Genomic DNA, 13,818 nt, shown 5'->3' with positions numbered 1-13,818 from the left:
CAGAATTCCCGACTCCATCGCATTGAACCCATAAGAGGAAAATCTATCCATGAAAACAGAAGCGATTCTGGCGAAGGTCTTCAAGTTCATCGTTTTTGTGATGTTCACCTTCATGATGCTGGTCTATTTCGGCGTGCTGTTGGTCCTGCCTTTGGATGTCATGTTCCAGATCATCCATCTGTTCCAGGGACTGGGCCTGCCGGTGGCGGTCGCCGGGGGGATTGGCATCGCGGCCCTGGGCTATCTGGTGTACAGCATCTACAAGTTCACCAAGCTGCACCAATTGCTGCTCGATATCGGCCTGCAATTGATCTACTTCGGCCAGGACCAAGTCAAGCGCTTCGACGATCTGATTCCCAGCCCGGCCTCCAAAGCCTGAAGCCCGCCTTCCGGCCCGGACCCCGCGAAACCCCGCTGATGCGGGGTTTTTGTTGTTGGGCGCTAAACTATCCGTCCCGACCGCCACCCGCCGATAGCCTCCATGCCAGCCGCCGAACCGAATCCGAATCCCAGCTTCGACAAAGACCGCCTGCTCGCCGAATGGCGCGACCGCGCCCTGGCGTTCGAGCGCGAAATCCATAAGGCCGTGGTGGGACTCGACCACGCCGTGCGCCAGATCACCGTCGCGGTCTTCGCCCGCGGCCATGTGATGCTGGAAGGCGATGTCGGGGTGGGGAAGACCACCTTGCTGCGGGCGGTGGCGCGGGGTTTGGGCGGGGTTTACGAGCGCATCGAGGGCACCATCGACCTGATGCCCAACGATCTGGTCTACCACACCTATATCGACGAGCAAGGCAAGCCCAGGGTCGATCCCGGCCCCATCCTCAAGCACGGGGAAAGCCTGTCGGTGTTCTTCTTCAACGAGGTCAACCGCGCCCGGCCCCAGGTGCATTCGCTGTTGTTGCGGGTGATGGCGGAGCGTAGCGTCACGGCTTTCAACCGCGAGCAGGTGTTTCCCTATCTCCAGGTGTTCGCCGACCGCAACCGGGTGGAGAAGGAGGAAACCTTCGAGATGCCCTCGGCGGCCCGCGACCGCTTCATGATGGAACTGCATATCGAGACGCCGGACGATCCCGATCTGCGGCTGGCCCTGATGTTCGAGCCGCGGTTCCACGATGTGGACCGGCTGATCGAGAACGTCCGGCCCGGCGTCCTGGCCCACCGCGAGATTCCCGATATCGCCCGCGCCATCCAGAACGGCATCCAGGCCAGCCCGACCCTGCAACGCTACGCGCTCGATCTCTGGCAGGCCACCCGCAAGCCCCAGGATTACGGCGTGAGGCTGGACGGTGTGCAGATGGACCAATTGATCCTGGCCGGGGCCAGTCCCCGCGGCATGAGCATGATGATGCGGGCGGCGCGGGTGGCGGCTTGGCTGGACGGGCGCGATTATCTGCTGCCGGAGGATATCCAGCGGGTGTTCGTCGAGACCACGGCGCACCGGGTGTTCCTCGCCCCGGTCTACGAACTGCGCCGCGAGGCCGTGATCGGCGAATTGATGGCGGGCATCCTGGGCCGGGTGGCCGCGCCGTGATCCCGGAATTCCATTATGCCGTCGGTTGGCGCACGGCGGGCTTGCATCCGGGCGGCCATGTCGGTGCCCGTTTCGGCGGCGGCCACGAATTCGCGGGCCATGCGCCGTTCCTGGCCCATCCCGATCCGCGCCATCTCGATTTCCGCGCCAGCCTGCGCGATCCGTTCGGGCAATTATTGACCCGCACTTTCCGTCAGCGCTGTTCCATTCCGGTTTATGTACTGGCCGATCTTTCCGCCTCGATGGGGTTCCGGGGTAGCGCCGCCAAGCTCGATCTGCTCGCCCGGTTCGCTGCCGCTTGCGCCTATTCCGCCTACCGGAGCGGCGATGGGTTCGGGTTCATCGGTTGCGACGAGGGTATCCGCTGGGAACTGTGCCTGCCCTGCCGCTTCCACAAGGGCGCGGGGCCGGAACTCGAAGCCCGGCTGAAGGATTTCACGCCGACGGGTCGTTCCGCCGGGGGATTGTTGGAAGCCGCGCCGCACCTGGGCAAACGGCGGGCGCTGGTGTTTTTGGTCTCGGATTTCCATTTCCCGCTGGCTTGGGCCGAAGGGCTGCTGGATGCGCTGGTGCGGCACGATGTGGTGCCGGTGGTGGTGTGGGATAGCGCCGAATACCAGCGGCTGCCACAATTCGGGCTGGTGGCTATCGAAGACCCGGAAACCGGAGCGCGGCGGCGTTTGTTGATGCGTCCGGCGCTCCGGGAGCGGTTCCGGGCCGCGTTCGCGGCCCGCCGCGAGGCGTTGATCCGGTTATGCGCCTATCGGGGGCGCGAGCCGTTTTTCCTGGCCGACCAGTTCGACGCCGACGCCATGACGCGCTATTTCGTCTCCGGGGTCGCGCCGCCGTCCTAGACGATAACGCGACCCGGTTGCCGCAAGCCCCGCCACCGGCTTGGGTTTCCGCCTTCCCGGTCCGCCAGGGCCGGGCGCATCGCTAGGATCAAGCTTTTACAACCAAGGAGGATAGGATGAACAAAGCGATGAACCCACGTTTGCTGCTGGCCCTGTTGACCCTGCCTTGGCTGCCCGGCGGGGCCACGGGTGCCGACCTCGCCTTGACCCTGGAGGCCACCCCCAATCCGGTCGCGGTGGGTGAAAACCTGACCTATGCGCTGACCGTCGCCAATCCCGGTCCCAAAGCCGCCCTGGGCGTGGTGCTGACCGATACCTTGCCTGCCGGGGCGGTGTTCAGATCGGCTTCGCCCGGTTGCCGCTTCGCCAGCCCCAAGGCCCGCCGCCAACACCGTATCACCTGCAAGCTCAAGCGGCTGCGGCCCGGCACCAGCGCGGCCTGGTCGATCCTGGTGACGCCGCAGGCCGAGGGCGGGCTGGACAGTAGCGCCAGCGTGAAATCGGCCAAACGCGATTCCAACCCCGCCAACAACAGCGCCAATATCAGCGTCGTCGTGGCCACCGCCAACCGCGCCCCCACCGCCCACGCCCTGAGCCAGACCGCCGACTCGGCGGTGCCCTATCTGCAATTGCAACTCTCGGGCAGTGATCCCGACAACGACACCCTGAGCTATGAATTGACCGCGCCCGCCCAGGGCACCGGCTATACCAGCGCCTACGTCGATTCCAAAACCGGGTTGCTCTATGTCGCTTTCGCCGCCGGATTCCAAGGCACCCTCACATTGCCCTACCGGGTCAGCGATGGCCGGTTGTTCAGCCCCGAGGCCGAAGTGCAAATCCTGGTCCAGCCCGACAACGGCGACAAGGGCACCGGCGGGCAGACCCTCGACGGCAAGACCTATTCCGGCTACGACAGCTCCCATCTTTCCACCAATGTCTACGGCTCGACCGGTACCGCGCCCACCGAACCGCCTTCGGTGGACCTCAGCCCCAGCTTCCCGCTGCCCGGCGACCAGGGTCAGCAAGGCAGTTGCGTGGCCTGGGCCGTGGCCTATGCCTTGAAGAGCTATCAGGAAGAAGTGGAATTGGGCTGGTCGCTCGATACGGTCGCGCATTTGTTCAGCCCGGCCTATCTCTACAACCAGATCAACGGCGGCGAGGACAACGGCTCGCAGATTTACGACGCGCTGGATGTGGTGATCGGCCAGGGACCGGCGGCGGGCAAGGGCGCGGCCACGCTGGCCACCATGCCTTATTCGGATCGGGATTACTGGACCCAGCCCGATCTGGCGGCGTTGGAGGAAGGGCCGAAATTCAAGGGTTTGGATTACAAGCGGGTGGAAGACCTGCAAGGTCTGAAAGCCGCGCTGGCCCAGCGCCGCCCGGTGGTGTTGGGGATCAAGGTCTACGACCAGTTCTACCATCTGCAAGGGACGGATTCGGTCTACAACTCCGACGCCGGCAGCAACAACGGGCCGCACGGCTTGCACGCCGTGACCGCCGTGGGTTACGACAACAACCGCTATGGCGGGGCCATCAAAGTCATCAATTCCTGGGGCACGGGCTGGGGTGATCAGGGCTTTTTCTGGATGCCTTACGACTTCATCCGCGATAAGGGCATCATTTTCCAAATGTGGGTGATGGACGACGCGCCCGACGGCGATATTACCCCGACACCCGATCCGGTGCCGCCCCTGCCCGCCAGCGAGCTGGCCGATTTGCAGATCAATGGCTGGAATGTGCAGGTGACGGGCTATACCCTGGGCGGCAGCGGCCAACTGGAATGGGAGGTCTCGAACGGCGGCCAGGCCACGGTGGCGGAAGGCGCGGCCAATGTCAGCCTGATGCTGTCCAAGGACCGCGTCATCAACGCCAGCGATCTCTATCTGGTCTACGAGCCCATCCCCTTCGATCTCAAAACCGGCGAAAGCGCCTACCGCAAAATCGCCGAGGGCAATGGTATCGAATTCCAGCTTCCCACCCGTATCGAACCCGGCGATTATTATCTGGCCCTCTTGGTGGACGATCTCAACGAGATACCGGAAACCAACGAGGATAATAATGTTTCCGTCGGTGAAAGTGCCGTCCCTCTGACTAATGGTTTGCCCGATCTTTATATCGATAACTGGTATACCTATTGGGATAGCGCCGGTGAGGCTTACCTGAGCTACGATATCTACAACTACGGTGCCCAGACCGCGCCGGGCGGTTGGACGGTCAAGCTGGAGTTGATCGATTTCTCCGGCGGTTATTGGGTGGTGGCGAGCGATACGATTGGCCAGGACTTGGCTCCGAACCAGGCGGTTTCCCGCGATGATTTTTCCAACCCGCCGCCCTTGCCGTTCAATGTGAACTACGACGAGAATTCCAACAAGATTCAGGCGGGGATTTATTACGTGGCTTTGTCGGTGGACGAGGAGAACGTGGTGCAGGAATCGGACGAGGATAATCTTTCCTATTATTGGGATTATGCCTATCTGCCCACCGATTGGTTCGCCAGCGCGAAACCGGCAACCCAGGCGCAGGCCGCCAGCGGTGCCCTGTCCGCCACTGCGTCCACGGGGACGGCCACCCAGGCTTTCCAGAATGGGCAAGCCGCCTATAACGGCAAGCGGCTACCGGGCCAGGTCGCGCAGCTACGCAAAGTGCGTATCGGCCAGACCTCGGGCGGGCAACGGACCATGGAATTCATCGACGAGGGCTTGAACATCGGCACCGCGTCCGTTCCCAAGGCTGAAAAGACCTACAGCAAACGGATACGGGCCGCGAACGCGGCCATTTTCCCGATCACCCAGGCCAAGCCCATGCCCTAGGCGTGGGCCATCGAGGAGGTTCCTATGCGACGGGGAATGCGATGGGGCGCGCTGCTGGCTTTGCTGCTGAGCGCCTGTGGAGGAACGGCGGTTTCCCAGGAGCCGCCCGCGAGGGCGCGATTGGCCAATCCCGCCGATGTCAAATGCGCCGCCGACGGTTGGCGTACCGAACCCATCCTGACCCACGGCGTCCCGACCGGCACGATCTGCGTCGAGCCGGACAGCGGACGGCGTTGCGAGGCCTGGGCTTATTTCCGGGGCGAGTGTCCGGCGGCGGCGGAGCGGTCCCCGCCCGCGACGCCGGAGCCGGTCCGCGGGCATTAGCGCCCCAAGCTTCAGGCCAAGCGGTCGATCCGCAGGCTATCGCCCTCGCCCGCGATGCGGCAGCGGGTGCTGGAGCCCAGGCCGTGTAGGTGCCGCTCGGCCAGCGCCAGCTTCCGCTCGATATCGGCGTCGCTGTGGTCGGGGTCGTGGTGGAACAGGTAGAAATAGCGGACACCGGCCGCGTGGGCCAAGCGGCTGGCCTGTCCGATGCTGGAATGGCCCCAATTCACCCGCTTGGGGTATTCGTCGTCGAAATAGGTGCAATCGTGGATCAGCACATCGACGCCGTCCAGGAAGCCGATCAATTCCCGTAGCGAGGTATCGTCCGGGCCACGCGCGCCCAACTCGTTGTCGGTCACATAGGCGACCGAGCGGCCTTGATAATCGACCCGATAGGCGAGGCAATGCCCCGGATGGCATAGGCGTTTGGCCTCGACCCGCACTCCGTCGAAGCGATGCACCCCTTCCCACAGGTCCAGGTATTCCACCTCGGCCTGGAACGCCCCGACCGTGATCGGGAAGAAAATCCCGTCCATCTGGTCGTCGATCAAATCCCGGAGGCTGCGCTCGCCCTGGGGCGGGCCGTGCAGGACGATATGGTTGCCGGGAAAATACAGCGGCTGGAAAAACGGCAGGCTGTTGAAATGGTCCCAATGCGGGTGGGAAATGAAAATCCGCCCGTCGAAGCGGCCCCCGTCGGTGCCCATCAGGTGGTTGGACAACATCCGCAGTCCCGTGCCGGCGTCGAATACGAAGCGGCGGTGCCCGCCGATGCGGAGGCCGACGCAGGAGGTGTTGCCGCCATATTTCAGGGTCTTGGGACCGGGGATGGGCAGGGTGCCGCGCACTCCCCAGAAGGTCAACTCGAAACGCCCGTGTTGGTGGAACGCTTCGGTCAGTTGTTCCGGCGTACAGGGCTTTGGCAAGCATTCGTCGGCCCCGAGAGCGTAGGCCGTGGCGCGGGTCGCGGGGGAGCGTGACAGCAGGAACAAGCGGGTCGCGTCGAGTTCCGGGCGGTGCCGGATCGCGGCCAGCAGTTCCAGCCCCTCGGATTCCGGCGCGTCGCCGTCCAGCACCAGCCCGGCGGGCCGGGTGGCGAGTATCCATGCCAAGGGGTGGGTTCCCAGGGTCCGGTCCAGGCATTTGAAGCCGGGCGGATGGGGTGGGTTCCAGTCCGGGCAGGCTGCGAGCAGGTACAGGGGTTCGGGCGGGTCCGCCAATGGCATGGGCTAATCCGGGGCGTTCGTGGGAAGATTGGGATTCCATGCCCGCTGGTGCCTGTCCGCTCGGCGGTTTTCCCCGGATCGAAGCCGTCCGGGGCCAATCAATGATAACCTCAAGCTAAGGATCGAGTTTTGCGACAAGTCCGGTTTTATCACGTCATCCGCGAGGGAGGGGGACATTGAACCACCCCGGTCCCGGAGATTTCCCCATGCCCCGGTTTCCCCAACTGCTAGGTCTTTTCCCGCCGCGTTCCGCCACCGTCGGCTTGGAAGGGTTGTATCTCGGTCTCGGCCTGCACCGGCTGGGCAGTCCGGCGGCTCCCTTCGTCTACGCCAATTTCGTCAGCAGCCTGGATGGCCGCATCGCCCTGGAAGACGCCGGGGGCAAGACCTATCTGCCCAAGCGCCTGACCTCGCCCAACGATTTCCGGCTGTTCCTGGAATTGCACGCCCAGGCCGATTGCCTTGTCACCCATGGCGGCTATTTGCGGGCGCTGGCGGCGGGGCGGCTGGGAAACATCCTGCAAGTCGGGGCGCACGAAGCCGGGCACGATCTGCCCGCTTGGCGCGAGGCCCAGGGCTTGCCGCCGCAGCCCGCCGTGGTGGTCGCCAGCGCCAGCCTGGATTTCCCGCTGCCGCCATCGCTCCGCGCCCACGGCCAGACCTGTTATATCGCCACCGGCACCCAGGCCGATCCGGGCAAGGTCGCGTATTGGCGGGATCGAGGCTACGAAGTGCTGGTCGCGGGCGCGGGGAAGACGGTGGAAGGCGGTGCCCTGACCCGCCAATTGGGCGGTCTGGGCTATCGTACCCCGTATCTCGTCGCCGGGCCGCGGATGTTGGAAACCATGGTGCGGGATGGTTGCCTGTCGCGCTTGTTCCTCACCACCACCCATCAACTGCTGGGCGGTCTGGGCTTCCATGGCTTGTTGCCGGGACCGGAATTGGGGAAGGCTGGGCGGCTTCGGCTGATGTCTTTGTATTACGATGCCGAAACGCCTGCGGGCGCGGGCCAGTGGTTCGCGCAGTTCGCGCCCGGCGCGGTCCTATAACGCCCGCTATTCCTTGCACCAGGGGGCCGGGAGCCGGGTCCGAACCAATCCGGCCTTGTCGAACGCCGCCCACAGTTCGGCATAGCGGCGGCCATCGACCGGATGCCGGTGGTCCGGGGCGATTTCCGCCAAGGGTTCCAGCACGAAGGCATGGCGCAGGATATCCCCGCGGGGTAGCTTCAACTTGCCTTCTTCCATCACCACATCGCCGTAGAGCAGCAAATCGATATCCAGGGTCGGCGGCACGGGCGGGTCGGCTTGTCGGACCCGGCCCTGCCGGTCTTCGATGGCTTTGAGCAAGGGGAGGAGTTCGGCGGGGGACAGCGCGGTCTCGCAACCGACCACGAGGTTATGAAAAGCCGGTCCCTCGAAACCGACCGCCGCTGTTTCGTAGAGGCTGGACACCCGCAAGGGGCCGAACAGCCGCGCCAATTCGGCCAGCGCGGCGGGGAGGTGGCGTTCCCGGTCGCGGGCGCTGCCCAGCCCTAGGAAAACCTCAGGCATGTCCCGGCTTGTGTCCGCGCTCGATCACGAGGCCCACGTCGCAGCCCTGGATCGCGCCCCGCTTATTCAAGGTCAGCCGCAGCCAGGGCACGCCGAATTCCTCGATCACGATCCCGGCGATGCGCTCGGCCAGGGTTTCGACCAGGAGGCAGCCGCTGGTTTCGACGAAGCTGATCAGCCGCCGCGACACCGCCTTGTAATCGACGGTATGGGCGATATCGTCGGACGCGGCGGCGGGCCGGATATCCGTGGCCATTTCCAAGTCCAGGATCACGGCCTGCTTGGTTTTGCGCTCCCAATCGTAGAGGCCGATCACCGTCTCGATCCGCAAACCCCGGAGAAATATAATGTCCATCGCCAATCCGTCCTGTGTTGAGTGTGCGGAATTGGTAGCATAAAAAGATCGAATTTTACAACCGGGGTGGTGCTGCGATGTTGGAATGGATTTTGATTCCTTTGGCCTATGGGTTGGGTTCCTTGTCCAGCGCGGTGCTGGTCAGCCGCCTGTTCGATCTGCCCGACCCCCGCGAGGAGGGCTCCAAGAATCCCGGCGCGACCAATGTGCTGCGCCTCGGCGGCAAGAAAGCCGCCATCATCACCCTGCTGGGCGATGCGCTGAAAGGCTTGATCCCGGTGTTGATCGCCAAGGGATTGGGCGCGGAACCCATGGTTGTGGGATTGGTGGGGCTGGCCGCGTTCATCGGCCATTTGTTCCCGGTGTTCTTCGGCTTCAAGGGCGGGAAGGGCGTCGCCACGGCCTTGGGGATTTTGAGCGGGTTCGCTTGGGGGGTCGGCGCGGCGGCGCTGGCGACCTGGATCGGTGTGGCCTTCGCCTTCCGCTATTCCTCGCTGTCGGCCTTGGTGGCGGCGGCTTTGGCCCCGGTCTATGTCTGGCTGTGGGCGGGGCAGTCGCCCGCGCTGACCGCCGTCGCCGTGGTGATGAGCGCCCTGTTGTTCTGGCGGCATAAGGGCAATATCGAACGCTTGCTCAAGGGCGAAGAGAGCAAGATCGGCAATAAGAAGGGTTAGGACGTGCTCGCTATGGCACTTCAATCATATTGGTCGGTGATGTATGTCGGCCCACATCATGGAGTGTTCTTGAAAAAGTTAGAGCGGCTCGCGGGTTTTACCGCTCTGGAGTTGGAGCGTGAACGTTTCATCATGTGGGAAGAAAGGGTCGAACACACTAGCTTTCTAGTCGAACACCGCGCAAGAACTTGGCCCGAACTCATTGTTGATGTGTTGCATATCGCTCAGCGCGTTTGTCCTGCATGGAAGCTTGTCATGGGCAACAAGGCTGTTGTGGCTGAAACTGGCCCAGCATGCAGTGGCGTTGAGGGATACACACAACGCATTTCTGGTACAAGAACTATGCGCTGGGAAATCAATGAGGCGCAGTACTACAATCGCATGAGGTGGCTAAGTGGTCAGCCCAACCGCTGGTAAAGCCAAGCTGGCTCGGCCTAACTCTGCGATAGGGGGCGGCGTTCATGCGAACCTATAGCGGACACCGGCAACCCGATTTCCATGTCCGCTATCGTTTTTTCAGTCCTGCCGAAGGGGGGCGGAGTACCCCGCCACGCCAGCATACCCGTTGGGATTTCCTATATGCGGATGACGATCCCCGGCGTGATCGCCTCTACATGATCTGGCCCGAATTCATCGATCCGGCGGGTTCGGTCTGGCCGGAAGGGGAAGTTCCAATGGAAGGCGATGCCTTGATGTTCATCGTCAATCCAGACTGGGTTTCCCAGCATAGGCAGCGCATTGCCGTCGGCACCCGGGGCTTTTTCATGGAAGGGTCGCGCAAGGTCGCCGCATGCGAAGTCACGGCCCTATTGGGCCTTTCCGTCCAACCCGGTAAAACCTGGATGAGCTACGGCGGCGTCAACTCGGTCAACGGCCAACGCGGCTGCGCCCGGATTTCCGCCGGTTCCACATGGCCCGCCAACAAGCGTTGGCAACCCGCATAGGCGATCATCGCCCCGTTATCCCCGCAGAAAGCCAAGCGCGGGAAATACACCCGATAACCTTCCTTCCGCGCCATATCATCCAGCTTTTCCCGCATCAGACGGTTGGCGCTGACCCCGCCCGCCACCACCAAGCGCTTCAACCCGGTTTCCCGCAAGGCCCGCCGCGATTTGATCAACAAAGTATCCACCACCGCCGCCTGGAACGCCGCCGCGATATCGGCCTTATCCTGGCGGGTGCCTTCAGTCGTGGCGAGCGTGGTCAAAGTGTGGGTCTTGAGTCCGCTGAAGCTGAAATCCAAGCCGGGCCGGTCGGTCATCGGGCGCGGGAAATCGAAGCGGTCCGCCCGGCCTTCATCGGCCAGCTTGGCGATTTCCGGGCCGCCCGGATACCCAAGGCCCAGCATCTTGGCGGTCTTGTCGAAAGCCTCCCCGGCGGCGTCGTCCAACGATTCGCCCAGGATGCGATAGCCGCCTATGCCTTCCACTTCCACCAACTGGGTATGTCCGCCCGACACCAACAGCGCGATGAACGGGAATTCCGGCGCGTCGGGTTCCAATAACGGCGCGAGCAAATGGCCTTCCATGTGGTGGACGCCGACGCAAGGGATATTCAGGGTCCAGGCCAGACTCCGGGCCACGGCGGCCCCCACCAACAAAGCGCCCACCAGCCCCGGCCCCCGCGTATAGGCGATGCCGCCCAAATCCCGCTGAGTCAGCCCCGCCTCGCCCAAGACCCGGCGGATCAAGGGAATCAGCTTCTTGACGTGGTCGCGGGAGGCCAATTCAGGCACCACGCCGCCATATTCCGCATGGGTCTTCACTTGGCTATAGAGCGCATGGGCGAGCAGCCCTTGTTCCGGGTGGTAGACCGCCACGCCGGTTTCGTCGCAGGAGGTTTCGATGCCGAGTACGAACATTGGTTTTTGCCTTCGTGAGCCGAGAGCGTATAATTATCCCCTTTTAATTCGGGGCCGGGATATCCGGCTGTCAATTTCCTATCAACCCTTTGGGGAGCTACATGCCTTCGATCAAGATCAGAGAAAACGAGCCGTTTGAAATCGCCATCCGCCGTTTCAAACGGGCCTGCGAAAAAGCCGGCGTCCTGTCGGAAGTCCGTCGCCGCGAGTTCTACGAGAAGCCCACCGAAGAGCGCAAGCGCAAAGCCGCCGCCGCCGTCAAGCGCCACCTGAAGAAGCTCTCCCGCGAACGCTTCGCCCTGCAGAACCTCCGCAAAGGCCGTCCGCAAGTCTGATCCTGGATTCCCCGCCATGAGTTCCCTCAAAGAAAGCCTGCAAGCCGACATGAAAACCGCCATGAAAGGCGGCGACAAGGATCGCCTGGGCGTGATCCGTTTGATCATGGCGGCGATCAAGCAGCGCGAAGTGGACGAGCGCATCAGCCTGGACGATGCCCAGGTCGTCGCCCTGCTCGACAAGATGATCAAGCAACGGCGTGAATCCATCGTCCAATACCAAGCGGGTAGCCGCGAAGATTTGGCGGCGATTGAAAGCGCCGAGATCGCGGTGATCCAAGCCTATCTCCCAGAAGCCCTCACCGAAGCCGAGATCGACGCCTTGATCCAGGCCGCGCTGGCCGCAACCGGCGCCACCGGCGTCGGCGGCATGGGCAAGGTGATGGCCGTGCTGAAACCCCAGATGCAGGGCCGGGCCGATATGACCGTGGTCAGCGCCAGGGTCAAAAGCCTGCTCGGTGCCTGACTGCCGCAGGGCACCGTGCCTCCCGCCGGATCATGAACGATGGCCGGCAAGATTCCCGAACACTTCATCCAAGAAGTCCTCGCCCGCGTCGATCTGGTCGAACTGATCGACGCGCGGGTTCCCCTCAAGCGCTCGGGCGGCAACTTCATAGCCCGCTGCCCCTTCCACAACGAGAAATCCCCCAGCTTCTCGGTCAGTCGCGACAAGCAGTTCTATCATTGCTTCGGCTGCGGGGCCAGCGGCAACGCCATTGGCTTCCTGATGGAATACGACCGCCTGAGTTTCCGCGAGGCCATGGAAACCCTGGCCGATACGGCCGGACTCAAAATCCCCGAGGAACCGCGCCCCGGTAAACCCGACACGCCGCGCCCGGAACCGACCGCCGATTTATACGCCGTGCTGGATTGGGCCGCCCGCTGCTACCAAACCCAGCTCAAAACCCATCCCGAAGCCGCCCGCGCCGTCGAATACCTGAAAGGCCGCGGCGTCACTGGCGAGATCGCCCAACGCTATCGCTTGGGTTACGCCCCACCCGGCTACCGCGTCCTGCCCCAGGATTTCCCGCTGGACACGCTGAAGGCGGCGGGCCTCGTCACCGTCAAGGAGGGTGGCACCGCCTACGATTGGTTCCGTGACCGCGTGGTCTTTCCCATCCGCGACCGCCGCGGGCGGGTGGTGGGCTTCGGCGGGCGGGTGCTGGGCGATGGGGTGCCCAAATACTTGAATTCCCCCGAAACCGCCACATTTAAAAAAAGCCACGAAGTCTATGGACTCTATGAGTTGCTGAACGCGGTCAGGAAACCCGAATTCGTCCTGGTGGTCGAGGGCTATATGGACGTGATCGCGTTGGCGCAGTTCGGCATCCCCAACGCCGTCGCCACGCTCGGCACCGCCACTTCCGGCGACCACATCAACCTGTTATTCCGCTACGCTGGCGAATTGGTGTTTTGCTTCGACGGCGACACGGCGGGGCGCAACGCGGCCTGGAAAGCCCTGGAAGCCAGCCTGCCCGCCCTGCGCGATGGGCGGCAATTGCGCTTCCTGATCCTGCCCGAGCAGCACGATCCCGATTCGCTGGTGCGGGAAGAAGGCACCGAGGCTTTCCTGGCGCGGATCAAGAACGCCAAGCCGTTCTCGCATTATTTCTTCGAGCGGCTGACGCAAGGGCTGAACCTCACGGCCATGGCCGGCAATACCGGGGACCAGGCGGGCCTCATCAATCAGGCCAAACCCTTGATCAAGCAAATGCCTTCCGGCGAACTGCGCGAAATGATGCAGAAACGACTGATGGAACTGGCCGGCCAGACGCCGTTAGAATCGCCCCGTAATTCGGCTAAGCTTGTCGGAACCCGGCGTGGCGGCGGCAAGCGCGGCCCACCTTCCTTGTTAAGGTTGTGTTTGGCTTTGCTCCTGCAAAATCCGCAGCTCGCCGCCGCCATCGCCGCACCAACCCGCCAGCACCTGATCCAAACCGGGAAAGGGGGCCGACTCGCCGCCCAAATTCTCGGCCTGCTGGACCAACACCCCGGCCTCACGCCGGGCGCGATCCTGGAGTATTTCCGGGATTCCCAGGACGCCAGGACCGTCGCGGCGCTGCTGGGCTTCGATACTCAGGTGTCGCCCGAGAAAATACCGGAAGTCTTTGCCGATACCCTGTTGAAGCTCGAAAAGCAACTCAAAGCCCAGAGGTACGATGAACTGCAAAGCAAGCCATTGACGGTCTTAAGCTCCGAGGAGCGGGAAGAATTATTGACTTTGTTGGGGGAAATCAAATAACGGGAGGCAAGCGATAGGTTTGTGCGATTTGGGAACTCATGGGGAAT

General features: G+C 63.1%; 16 protein-coding genes. 12 read left to right on the top strand and 4 right to left on the bottom strand.

What is annotated here, in order from left to right:
• The first annotated feature begins 49 nt into the window (after nt 1-49).
• The 5 genes from B9N93_RS18510 (at nt 50) to B9N93_RS18490 (ending at nt 5,525) form a co-directional block, all read left to right on the top strand.
• Entirely contained in the window at nt 50-379 is a 330-nt protein-coding gene (locus tag B9N93_RS18510; RefSeq protein WP_085215706.1) for a hypothetical protein, read from the top strand.
• Nucleotides 380-481: 102 nt separating this feature from the next.
• Entirely contained in the window at nt 482-1,534 is a 1,053-nt protein-coding gene (locus B9N93_RS18505; protein ID WP_085215705.1) for an AAA family ATPase, read from the top strand.
• The gene (locus B9N93_RS18500; protein WP_085215704.1) at nt 1,531-2,388 is read left to right on the top strand and encodes a DUF58 domain-containing protein; all 858 of its coding nucleotides are present in this window, start codon (nt 1,531-1,533) and stop codon (nt 2,386-2,388) included. Before B9N93_RS18505 ends, B9N93_RS18500 begins: the two co-directional genes overlap by 4 nt.
• A 116-nt stretch (nt 2,389-2,504) precedes the next feature.
• A complete protein-coding gene (locus B9N93_RS18495; RefSeq protein WP_085215703.1) occupies nt 2,505-5,201 on the top strand; it encodes a CARDB domain-containing protein in 2,697 nt (898 codons plus the stop codon).
• 24 nt (nt 5,202-5,225) lie between these two features.
• Complete coding sequence (locus B9N93_RS18490) at nt 5,226-5,525, top strand: DUF333 domain-containing protein (protein ID WP_125469055.1); 300 nt, start codon at nt 5,226-5,228, stop codon at nt 5,523-5,525.
• 11 nt (nt 5,526-5,536) lie between these two features.
• Here B9N93_RS18490 and B9N93_RS18485 read toward each other — a convergent pair whose 3' ends face one another.
• On the bottom strand, nt 5,537-6,751 hold the full coding sequence (locus B9N93_RS18485) for an MBL fold metallo-hydrolase (protein WP_085215701.1): 1,215 nt from the start codon (nt 6,749-6,751) through the stop codon (nt 5,537-5,539).
• A gap of 206 nt (nt 6,752-6,957) precedes the next feature.
• Between B9N93_RS18485 and B9N93_RS18480 the strand changes: the two genes are divergently transcribed.
• The gene (locus tag B9N93_RS18480) at nt 6,958-7,800 is read left to right on the top strand and encodes a RibD family protein (protein ID WP_085215700.1); all 843 of its coding nucleotides are present in this window, start codon (nt 6,958-6,960) and stop codon (nt 7,798-7,800) included.
• A 6-nt stretch (nt 7,801-7,806) separates the two neighbouring features.
• On the opposite strand, the gene folK is transcribed toward B9N93_RS18480, so the two are convergent.
• Together folK and folB are read right to left on the bottom strand one after the other, a co-directional pair.
• Nucleotides 7,807-8,304: a 2-amino-4-hydroxy-6-hydroxymethyldihydropteridine diphosphokinase gene (gene folK, locus B9N93_RS18475; RefSeq protein WP_085215699.1), complete on the bottom strand. Its 498-nt coding sequence runs from the start codon at nt 8,302-8,304 to the stop codon at nt 7,807-7,809.
• The gene (gene folB, locus B9N93_RS18470; protein ID WP_085215698.1) at nt 8,297-8,659 is read right to left on the bottom strand and encodes a dihydroneopterin aldolase; all 363 of its coding nucleotides are present in this window, start codon (nt 8,657-8,659) and stop codon (nt 8,297-8,299) included. The genes folK and folB overlap by 8 nt, the downstream gene beginning before the upstream one ends.
• A 77-nt stretch (nt 8,660-8,736) precedes the next feature.
• Between folB and plsY the strand changes: the two genes are divergently transcribed.
• From plsY to B9N93_RS24930, 3 genes are read left to right on the top strand one after another with little or no spacing between them, the layout of a single operon-like run.
• A complete protein-coding gene (gene plsY, locus B9N93_RS18465; protein WP_085215697.1) occupies nt 8,737-9,333 on the top strand; it encodes a glycerol-3-phosphate 1-O-acyltransferase PlsY in 597 nt (198 codons plus the stop codon).
• A 12-nt stretch (nt 9,334-9,345) separates the two neighbouring features.
• Complete coding sequence (locus B9N93_RS24935) at nt 9,346-9,750, top strand: hypothetical protein (protein WP_125469054.1); 405 nt, start codon at nt 9,346-9,348, stop codon at nt 9,748-9,750.
• Nucleotides 9,751-9,794: 44 nt separating this feature from the next.
• Nucleotides 9,795-10,277: a hypothetical protein gene (locus tag B9N93_RS24930; protein ID WP_176225324.1), complete on the top strand. Its 483-nt coding sequence runs from the start codon at nt 9,795-9,797 to the stop codon at nt 10,275-10,277.
• Here the strand turns inward: B9N93_RS24930 and tsaD are convergent.
• Entirely contained in the window at nt 10,181-11,194 is a 1,014-nt protein-coding gene (gene tsaD, locus B9N93_RS18460; protein ID WP_085215696.1) for a tRNA (adenosine(37)-N6)-threonylcarbamoyltransferase complex transferase subunit TsaD, read from the bottom strand. The genes B9N93_RS24930 and tsaD overlap by 97 nt on opposite strands.
• Nucleotides 11,195-11,295: 101 nt before the next feature.
• On the opposite strand from tsaD, the gene rpsU reads away from it, so the two are divergent.
• From rpsU to dnaG, 3 genes are read left to right on the top strand one after another with little or no spacing between them, the layout of a single operon-like run.
• Nucleotides 11,296-11,529, top strand: coding sequence for a 30S ribosomal protein S21 (rpsU, locus tag B9N93_RS18455; protein ID WP_085215695.1), 234 nt, complete (start codon nt 11,296-11,298; stop codon nt 11,527-11,529).
• 16 nt (nt 11,530-11,545) lie between these two features.
• Entirely contained in the window at nt 11,546-11,995 is a 450-nt protein-coding gene (locus B9N93_RS18450) for a GatB/YqeY domain-containing protein (protein ID WP_085215694.1), read from the top strand.
• A gap of 39 nt (nt 11,996-12,034) precedes the next feature.
• A complete protein-coding gene (gene dnaG, locus B9N93_RS18445; RefSeq protein WP_085215693.1) occupies nt 12,035-13,771 on the top strand; it encodes a DNA primase in 1,737 nt (578 codons plus the stop codon).
• The last annotated feature ends 47 nt before the right edge of the window (nt 13,772-13,818 follow it).

The organism is Methylomagnum ishizawai (genome assembly GCF_900155475.1).
GTDB classification, from domain to species: domain Bacteria; phylum Pseudomonadota; class Gammaproteobacteria; order Methylococcales; family Methylococcaceae; genus Methylomagnum; species Methylomagnum ishizawai_A.
The sequence above is the reverse complement of the archived record's forward strand: the minus strand, read 5'-3'. Positions and strand labels throughout refer to the sequence as shown.

Coding starts and splice junctions, on each gene's coding strand:
- B9N93_RS18510 (WP_085215706.1), top strand. CDS start 50: ATGAAAACAGAAGCGATTCTGGCGAAGGTCTTCAAGTTCATCGTTTTT.
- B9N93_RS18505 (WP_085215705.1), top strand. CDS start 482: ATGCCAGCCGCCGAACCGAATCCGAATCCCAGCTTCGACAAAGACCGC.
- B9N93_RS18495 (WP_085215703.1), top strand. CDS start 2,505: ATGAACAAAGCGATGAACCCACGTTTGCTGCTGGCCCTGTTGACCCTG.
- B9N93_RS18490 (WP_125469055.1), top strand. CDS start 5,226: ATGCGACGGGGAATGCGATGGGGCGCGCTGCTGGCTTTGCTGCTGAGC.
- B9N93_RS18485 (WP_085215701.1), bottom strand. CDS start 6,751: ATGCCATTGGCGGACCCGCCCGAACCCCTGTACCTGCTCGCAGCCTGC.
- B9N93_RS18480 (WP_085215700.1), top strand. CDS start 6,958: ATGCCCCGGTTTCCCCAACTGCTAGGTCTTTTCCCGCCGCGTTCCGCC.
- folK (WP_085215699.1), bottom strand. CDS start 8,304: ATGCCTGAGGTTTTCCTAGGGCTGGGCAGCGCCCGCGACCGGGAACGC.
- folB (WP_085215698.1), bottom strand. CDS start 8,659: ATGGACATTATATTTCTCCGGGGTTTGCGGATCGAGACGGTGATCGGC.
- plsY (WP_085215697.1), top strand. CDS start 8,737: ATGTTGGAATGGATTTTGATTCCTTTGGCCTATGGGTTGGGTTCCTTG.
- B9N93_RS24935 (WP_125469054.1), top strand. CDS start 9,346: ATGGCACTTCAATCATATTGGTCGGTGATGTATGTCGGCCCACATCAT.
- B9N93_RS24930 (WP_176225324.1), top strand. CDS start 9,795: ATGCGAACCTATAGCGGACACCGGCAACCCGATTTCCATGTCCGCTAT.
- tsaD (WP_085215696.1), bottom strand. CDS start 11,194: ATGTTCGTACTCGGCATCGAAACCTCCTGCGACGAAACCGGCGTGGCG.
- rpsU (WP_085215695.1), top strand. CDS start 11,296: ATGCCTTCGATCAAGATCAGAGAAAACGAGCCGTTTGAAATCGCCATC.
- B9N93_RS18450 (WP_085215694.1), top strand. CDS start 11,546: ATGAGTTCCCTCAAAGAAAGCCTGCAAGCCGACATGAAAACCGCCATG.
- dnaG (WP_085215693.1), top strand. CDS start 12,035: ATGGCCGGCAAGATTCCCGAACACTTCATCCAAGAAGTCCTCGCCCGC.